5 protein-coding genes are annotated in these 8,857 nt (G+C 68.3%); 4 read left to right on the forward strand and 1 reads right to left on the reverse strand.

The genetic code is table 11. The features are described from left to right. Positions 1–73: 73 nt before the first annotated feature. From GX414_03360 to GX414_03375, 4 genes are all read left to right on the forward strand, one after another. Entirely contained in the window at positions 74–3,367 is a 3,294-nt protein-coding gene (locus GX414_03360) for a protease (GenBank protein ID NLI46122.1), read from the forward strand. Between the two features lie 798 nt (positions 3,368–4,165). Then, complete coding sequence (locus GX414_03365) at positions 4,166–5,509, forward strand: hypothetical protein (GenBank protein ID NLI46123.1); 1,344 nt, start codon at positions 4,166–4,168, stop codon at positions 5,507–5,509. 127 nt (positions 5,510–5,636) lie between these two features. Next, positions 5,637–6,494 (forward strand): 4Fe-4S binding protein, encoded by an 858-nt coding sequence (locus GX414_03370; protein NLI46124.1) that lies wholly within the window; start codon positions 5,637–5,639, stop codon positions 6,492–6,494. Positions 6,495–6,561: 67 nt separating this feature from the next. Next, positions 6,562–7,884, forward strand: coding sequence for a hypothetical protein (locus tag GX414_03375; protein NLI46125.1), 1,323 nt, complete (start codon positions 6,562–6,564; stop codon positions 7,882–7,884). Positions 7,885–7,988: 104 nt separating this feature from the next. Here GX414_03375 and GX414_03380 read toward each other — a convergent pair. Continuing rightward, on the reverse strand, positions 7,989–8,857 hold an 869-nt coding region (locus tag GX414_03380), incomplete at its 5' end, for a hypothetical protein (GenBank protein NLI46126.1).

Below are 8,857 nucleotides of genomic sequence, written 5' to 3' on the forward strand. Positions count from 1 at the left end.
GGCCTGACTGGAACCAGACAGCTGCCGCCCTCGTACAAAGACATTACCTATTTCCTCTGCATGGAGGCTTGTGATGAAGCGATTCGTGCCGATCCTGATCTGCCTGCTCGCCGTCGCGGCGACGGCGCAGGAGAATACCCGCCTGCTCCGTTTCCCGGCCATCCACGGTGACCAGATTGTGTTCACCTACGCCGGCGACCTGTACACGGTGCCGGCCGCCGGCGGCATCGCCCGCCCGCTGACGAGCCACGACGGCTTCGAGAGTTTTCCCCGTTTCTCCCCCGACGGCAAGCATGTGGCGTTCACCGGCCAGTACGACGGCAACACCGAGGTCTATCTGATTCCCGCTGAGGGGGGCGTCCCCCAGCGCCTGACCTGGACGGCGACGCTGGGCCGCGACGACGTCTCCGACCGCATGGGTCCCAACAACATCGTGATGGGCTGGACGCCCGCCGGTCGCGAGATCGTCTTCCGCTCGCGCATGCGCGAGTTCAACGACTTCAAGGGGCAGCTCTACCTGGTGGGACTCGACGGCGATCTGCCGCGGCAGCTCCCGCTGCCGCGCGGCGGCTTCTGCTCCTACTCTCCTGACGGCAAGCAGTTCGCCTACAACCGCGTGTTCCGCGAGTTCCGTACCTGGAAGCGCTACCGCGGCGGCCAGGCCGACGACATCTGGGTCTACGACTTCGCGACGAAGCAGACCGAGAACATCACCAACCACCCGGCCCAGGACATCATCCCCATGTGGCACGGCGACCGGATCTATTTTCTGTCCGACCGCGGCGCCAACGGCCGCATGAACCTGTACGTCTACGAGCGGGGCACCCGGAAAACCCGCCAGCTCACCGACTATGACGCGTACGACATCAAGTTCCCGTCGCTCGGCGACACCGCCATCGTCTTCGAGTACGGCGGCTGGATCCACCGGTTCGACCTGGCTACGGAGCAGGCGGTCCAGGTGCCCATCCGCGTGGCCACCGACCGGGCCGTCGCCCGGGGCGGGCTCACCGACGTCCAGAAGTACATCAACGATTTCGACATCGGTCCCGACGGCAAGCGCGCTGTGTTCAACGCCCGCGGCGACATCTTCACCGTCCCGGCCAAGAAGGGTGCCATCCGCAACCTGACCCGCACCCCCGGCGTCCACGACCGCGCCGCGGTCTGGTCGCCCGACGGCAAGTGGATCGCCTACATCTCCGACGCCAGCGGCGAGGACGAGATCTACATCATCCCGCAGTACGGCGATGGTCCCGCCAAACGACTCACCACCGGCGCCGACACCTACAAGTACGGCCTCGACTGGTCGCCTGACAGCACGCGCATTCTCTGGTCGGACAAGAAACTGCGGCTGTCCTATGTGGATGTTGAAACAGGCAAGGTGACGCTGGTGACCCAGGCGGAAGCCTGGGAGATCACCCAGGCCGACTGGGCCCCCGACAGCCAGTGGATCGCCTACGCTCAGCAGGAGCGTGAGGGGATGCCCCGGGTGTACCTCTACTCCGTGGCCGAGGCCAAGGCCTGGCCCGTGACCGACTCCTGGTACGCCTCCGGCGGCCCGTCGTTCAGCTCCGACGGCAAGTTCCTGTTCTTCACCTCCACCCGCGACTTCACCCCCACCTACGGCTTCACCGAGTTCAACACTGTCTACCAAAACGGCACCCGCGTCTACTTCGTGGCCCTGGCCAAGGAGACCGAGTCCCCCTTCAAGCCTGTCAGCGACGAGGTGGAAATCAAGCAGGACAAGCCGGCCAAGGCCGAAGGCGGCGAAAAACCAGCCGAGAAGGCGGCCGACAAGCCCGCCGACAAACCGACCGACAAGAAGGACGCCGCCGTCGCCGTAAAGGTGGACATCGACGGCCTGCCCGGCCGGATCATGGTCCTGCCCGTCACGCCGGCCAACTATTACGGCGTGAACGCCGTGGGTGATTCGGTGTATTACGTCCGGTTCGGCGCGCGCGACGAGCGACCCACTCTCCTCATATACGACCTCAAGGGACAGAAGGAAACCGATCTCGGCCCTGTGAACGGCTACTCGATTTCGGCCGACGGCAAGAAGATGCTGGTGGCGCAGAACCAGACTTACGGCATCATCGATCTACCCAAGGCGAAGATCGAGCTGAAAGACAAACTGGACCTGGCCGATCTCAAGGTCACCCTGGACCGCGCCGCCGAGTGGCGGCAGATCTACACCGAGTGCTGGCGCCAGATGCGCGACTTCTTCTACGCCCCCAACATGCACGGCGTGGACTGGGCGGGTGTCGAGAAGAAGTATGAGCCGCTGCTGGCGCACGTGGCGCACCGGGCCGACCTGACCTACATCATCGGTGAGATGATCGGCGAACTCAACTGCGGCCACACCTATGTGGGCGGCGGCGACGCACCCGCTGCGCCGCGCATCCCGATGGGCCTGCTTGGCGCCGAACTGGAGCGCGACTCCGCCTCCAAGGCCTACCGGATCACCCGGATCCTCAAGGGCGAGAACTGGGTCCGGTCCCGCCGCTCGCCGCTCACCGAGCTCGGCGTGAACGCCCAGGTGGGCGACTACATCCTGGCCGTGGACGGACGCCCCGTCAAGGACATGGCCAATATCTACCAGGCGCTGGCGGGCACCGCCGGCAAGCAGGTTCGCCTGACCCTGAACAGCAAGCCCGTCGAGGAAGGGAGCCGCGAGGCGATCGTGGTGCCCGTCGACGACGAGCTTGATCTTTACTACTACAACTGGGTCCAGCACAACATCGAGTACGTGGCCAAGGCCACGGGCGGCCAGGTGGGCTACATCCACATCCCCGACATGAGCCCGCAGGGCCTCAATGAGTTCGTCAAGCACTTCTACCCGCAGCTCAAGAAGAAGGGCCTCATCATCGACGTCCGTGGCAACGGCGGCGGCAACGTCTCCCCCATGATCATCGAGCGGCTGCGCCGGCAAATGGACATGGTGGACATGGCCCGCAACACCATCCCCGGCGTCGACCCGGGTGCGTTGCATGTGGGACCGAAGGTGGCGCTGCTCGATGAGTTCTCCGCCTCCGACGGCGATCTATTCCCCTACCGCTTCCGCAAGAACGCCCTGGGCGAGCTTATCGGCAAGCGCTCATGGGGCGGCGTGGTGGGCATCCGCGGTTCGCTGCCGCTCCTGGACGGCGGCTACCTGAACAAGCCGGAGTTCGCCTCCTACGACACGGCCGGCAAGGAGTGGATCATCGAGGGGCGCGGCGTGGAGCCCGATATTGTCGTGGACAACGATCCGGCCAAGGAATTCGCCGGCATCGACGAGCAGCTCGACAAGGGCATCGCCGTGGTCATGGAGAAGCTCAAGAAGGAGAAGCCGGATCTGCCGGCGCCTCCGCCTTACCCGATCAAGAAGTGACCGCCCGGCGGCTGCCTGCGGGCAACCGCCATCGTCCGACAGACCAACGGGGAGCGGCTATCCGGCCGCTCCCCGTTTGTTCTTCGTAATCGAGGCTCGAGGTTCGGGGCTCGAGGCTCGTTCCCGATCAGTGGACTTTGGAATTCGGACATCGGCATTCGGATTTCGTGTTCGTAATTCGTAATCGTGATTGAGGCTCGGGGCTTGGGGTTCGGGATTTGTGGCTCGGGGGGAAGAAGTTCGTCCCCGATCATCGGACGTACCGCGCGTTCAACGAACGCGCGTGGAAGATGCCTCAGTCACGGCATGTCGCGCGACGTCCCGACCTCGGCGTCGGGTCGGAACAAAATGCGCCCCACCCGCCCATGTTCAAGGTCTTGAAGCCGCCAGATCAATGACCGGCCGATATTTCGGCGGAAAGATCGGCTTTCCTTGCGCCCGGGCGGCTGCCGCCAGCTTTTTTTTGAGTTTTTCGCTGTTTCATCATGCGAATCTCATTCTGTGAACAACACCGAAACAACCGCTGCTCAACCAACGATCTGGCCTAATTCAACAGGCATCGGAACAGAATTGAAACGAGGTGTCATTCCGCAGCTTTCAGTCAAGCGCCGATGCTCCACGCAAACGATGCGTCTTTGGAGAGAGAATACAGGTTCGTGTGCTCGCCGCGACGGCAAACACGAACCAGTGAACTTGTGGATTTGTGGATCTGTGAACCTGCGAACCGATCCGCGGTCGCCCGTTTTCCCTTGACACCCCGGCGGCCGCACCCGCTACAATCGCTGGCAGGAGGCACCCATGCTGGTGGTCCTGAGCGACCTGCATTTCACCGACGGCACGGCCGGGGAGCACAACCTGCCGCCTGAGACGCTGAGCCGGGTGATCCTCTCCGATTGGATGACGCTGGCGGCGCGCTGCCGCGCCATGGAGCTGCGGGTGGTGCTGCTCGGCGACATCCTGGACCTGGTGCGTACCGAGCGGTGGTTCGACCTGCCGCCGGAGCATCGCCCCTGGGGCCGCGAGGGACTGGCCGCGCTGGCCGGAGGCGGTGCGGATTCGCCCCTGGCGCGCTGCGCCCTGGACATCCTGGGCCGGATGCCCCCCGACGGCCGGCCTGAGTCGGCACCCCCGGCGACCATCCTGGCTAAAAACTGGGCGGCGTTCGCGTTGCTGCGTGAGTTGCCCGCGCGGGCGGCGGAGGCGCTGGGGCGCGCGCTCCCCGTGACGGTGGAGTTCGTCCCCGGCAACCACGACCGCCTGACCCACGCCTTCCCGGCGCTGCGCGCGGCGGTGCGGGCGATGCTGGGCCTCGCCGCCGATGGCGCCGACGCCCTCACGGCGCCGTTTCCGCCGGAGTGCCGGGCGCCGGCCTACGGGTTGCTGGCTCGTCACGGGCACGTCTTCGATCCCTGGAACGCGGGCGGTCCCGGCGCCGTGCCCGCCGTGGGCGACGTGATCACCACCGAGTTCGCGGTGAAGCTCCCCTGGGCGATGGGCCGCCACCCGGCCGTCTCCGTGGAGTGGCTGCGGGGCTTGCGGGCCATCGACAACGTCCGGCCGCTGGGCCGGATCATGGAGTGGCTCGACAGCCGCATCCGCGCCGAGGCCCTCCCCGAGATCCGCACCGCCCTGGAGGCGGTCTTCGAGACCGTCGCCGCCGGATTGCTGGAGATCGACTTCCTGCGCACCTGGCGGGACAGCACGACGGAGTGGGACGAAGCCGTCCGCTGGCTGACCAGCCCGTGGATCCGCTGGCTGCCGCGCAAGGCGCTGGAGATCCTGCGCGCCCAGGACCTGCTCCCTCTGTTCCTGAAGGCGTCCGAGGACAACCCTGATCCTTCCGGCGACGCGCTCATCGCGGGGCTCCTCGACGAGCGGGCCTGGGTGGACGACCCGGAGATCCGTTATCTGGCGCTGGGCCATACCCACAACCCGCTCGTGCTGCCGCTGGAGTGCCGCGCCGGGCGGGACGTCGTCTACATCAACGCCGGCACCTGGCGCGAGCGGCTGGTGCGCGCCGCCGGCAGCGGTGCCCCGGCGTTCGTGCCGCTGAAGCACACGAGCTATGCCGTCTTCTACCAGCCGGGCGAGGGTGTTGACGTGCCCCGCTTCGATTTCCGCTCGGCCATCCACCCGGCCTGAGCCGGCGGCGGATTCGTCCCGCCGCGGACGGCCCGACCGTCCGACGATATGAATTGATTTAGGTCAAAGCACGCCTGGCGCCCCCCGGATATGATGGCGCCCGAGACTGACACTCGGGAGGAACATCATGGCCATGCGCAATATCATCAAAATCGACGAAAGCAAGTGCGACGGCTGCGGCCTGTGCGTGCCGTCCTGCGCCGAGGGCGCCATCCGGATCGTGGACGGCAAGGCGCGCCTCGTGAGCGAGACCTTCTGCGACGGGTTGGGCGCGTGCCTGGGCGATTGCCCGCAGGGTGCCATCACCCTCGAGGAGCGCGATGCGGCGGAGTTCGACGCCGTCGCCGTGGCCGCCCACACCGGTCACTCCGTCGAGGACGTCATGGCGTCCGTCCACGCCAACGCGGTCCGCGGCGGCGCGGCCCCGGCGGTTCCGGCCGCCTGTCCCATGCCGCCCTCCCGGTTCCACCCGGCGGCAAGCTCGTTCCTGCGCCACGGCCACGAGGCGGGGCACGGCCACGGCGGAGGATGTCCGGGCTCGGCGGCCCGCACCATTCAGCGCGCCGCGGCGCCCACGACCGTGCCAGCGGCGGCGGTTGCCGAACCTTCCCGGCTGACCAACTGGCCCGTCCAGATCGCGCTGCTCCCCATCCGGGCACCGTATTTCGCGGGCGCCCACCTGCTGCTCGCGGCCGACTGCGTGCCGCTGGCCTATGCCGGTTTTCATCGCGACTTCGTCGCCGACCGGGTGGCTCTCATCGGCTGTCCGAAGCTGGACGACGGCGAGGTGTACGTCAAGAAGCTCGCGGCGATCTTCCGGGATAACGACATCCAGTCGGTCCGGGTGGCGTTCATGGAGGTGCCGTGCTGCACCGGGTTGGTGCGCATCGCTCATCGGGCCCTGACTGAAAGCGGCAAGGACATTCCCCTGGAGTTGGTCCGGATTTCTATCGGCGGCGAGATCATCCCGACCGATGGGTTTTGATCGCCCGGCGGTCGGTGTGCGGCCGCACGCGCCGGCATCGGGATGAATTGTTCAGGCGGTTGGCACCATGAGTTCAGCTCGCGGTACGGCGATCGGTCCCACCCTCATGGCCGTGGTAGCGGCGCTGCTGGCCGCGGCGCACTTCTCGCGGGCCGACCAATGGTCGCTGTTGGCGGTGAGCCTGGCGGCGCCGCTCCTGCTGGCGCTCCCCGGGCGGTGGCCGGTGCGCCTGCTCCAAGTGCTGCTGCTGGGTGCGGCCGCGGAGTGGGTGCGCACGGCGGCACGCCTGACAGCCGGCCGGATAGCGGCCGGGGAGCCGTGGCTGCGGCTGGTGGTGATTCTGGCGGCGGTGGCCGCGGTCACCGTCATCGCCGCCTGGCTGCAGGGCCGCACCGCGGGCCGCCGGCCGGCGGAAGCGCCCGGTGCCGAGGGAGTGACGGTGGCGGCGTTCGCCATCGCCTCCGTGACAATGGGCGCCGCGCACTCCATGGTTCGGCCGCCCATCCTTCTGGCGGAGCGTTTTCTCGCTGGCGCCGGCTGGCTGGAGATCGCGGCGCTGGCCCTCTACGCCGCGCGGCTGGCGCGACACCTGGCTGACGGCGACCGTTGGGCGGAGCGTCGCCGGTGGCTGTGGGGACTGTTCTCCGTGGTGTTTTTCGCTCAACTGGCGCTGGGCCTGGCCGGCTTGGCGGACTTCCTCATGAGCGGGAAACTCCACTTGCCGGTGCCGGCGCTTATCGCCGCCGGTCCTGTCTGGCGCGGCGGTGGTTTCTTCATGCCCATCCTCTTCCTGGCCACGGTGGTGCTCGTGGGCCCGGCCTGGTGCAGCTTCCTCTGCTACATCGGCGCCTGGGACGCGGCACTGGCCGCCCAGCGGCCGCGCCCCCTGGAGCTGCCCGCGTGGACGCGGTGGGGCCGCTGGATCACCCTGCCCGGCGTGGCGCTCGCGGCGCTGGGGCTCCGGCTGACCGGCGCGCCACCGCTTGCAGCCACGGCCGCGGCAGCCGCCTTCGGCTTGGCCGGAGTGGGGATCATCCTGACGGTGTCGCGGCGGTACGGGATCATGGCCCACTGCACCACCTGGTGCCCCATGGGCCTGGTGGCGGCGTTGCTGGGGCGGCTGCACCCGCTGCGGATCCGCATCGGGAAGGAATGCACCGAATGCTGCCGCTGCACCGCAGCATGCCGCTACGGGGCGCTCGCCGCCGACGACATCCGCCGCCGCCGGCCGGGTCTGAACTGCACCCTGTGCGGCGACTGCGTGGAGAGCTGCCACGGCGGCTGGATCGGTTACCGTTTTCCCGGTCTATCCTCCCACACCGCGCGGCTGCTTTTCATTGCCCTGGCCGCTGCCCTCCACGCCGCCTGCCTCGGTCTTGCCCGAATCTGACGTGCCGTCATGCGCCGGGCCCGCGCCGCCCGCCCCCTGCCTCATCCTTCCATGCATCGATTCCATCCAAACAGACCGGTTCCCATCGATCCTCTCCTGACTCCTCACTCCCAACCGCTCGCCGTTCGCTGTTCAGCATTCACTTTCCCCAACAGCTCCCGCCGACCCGCGGCGTCGCCCCCCACGGCCACGGCGACGTGACGGCCGCGGCGTTCGGCCCGGCCGGGCTGCTTCTGAGGCGACATGAAGGTCAGGCCGCCGGCGGCGTCCACAGCGGCTTCGGAGCCAGCAGTCATCCGGCGGAACGCGTGTCCCGCCGCCGCGGCGTCGGGATACGCCAGAAGGTACAGCGTGACCTCCGTCGCCGGTGCGTGGCCGCCCGTCCCGCCGTAGCGGGCCGCGGCGGCCTCGGGCGCCTGCCACGGAAGGACCGCCTCGCCGAGAGGAATGTTGGCCGCGGCAACGGGGCCGCGGATATACCGGACGCTGTGCGGCCGCTGCCCGGCGGCCGGTAGCGCCGTCGCGAGCGCCGGCGCCGGCGCCCGGCCGGCGATCCCGCCCGCGACGGCCCGACCGATCGCAACAAGACCGTCCCGGACGGCGGGCGTTTCGCTCAAACCCGTGAACGTAGCCACGTAGCGGTCCTGCCAGACGGTGAGGTAGTAGTCGGCCAGGCGGGCCGCCGAGCCGACGGCCGCCTCGTCGCCCGCATCCCCGCACCGGACCGAGTAGACGCCGAACGCCGCCCCCGGGTCCGCCATCTCGTAGATTTCGGCGTTGATGGCGGCGCCGCCGGGGCCCCGGTACGCGCGGGCCGCCACTTCGCGGAAGCCGTACTCGAGGAAGAGGTCGGCCCCGCCGTCGATGAAGAGAAACAGATCGTCGCCGGTGAAGCGCTGGACCTCGTCCGCCGGCTCCCAGCCGGGCACAGTGCCGGCGCCGGGCAGGAGCCGGGCCGCGCCGACGGCCGGCG

Source organism: Acidobacteriota bacterium (genome assembly GCA_012517875.1).
Classification (GTDB): domain Bacteria; phylum Acidobacteriota; class JAAYUB01; order JAAYUB01; family JAAYUB01; genus JAAYUB01.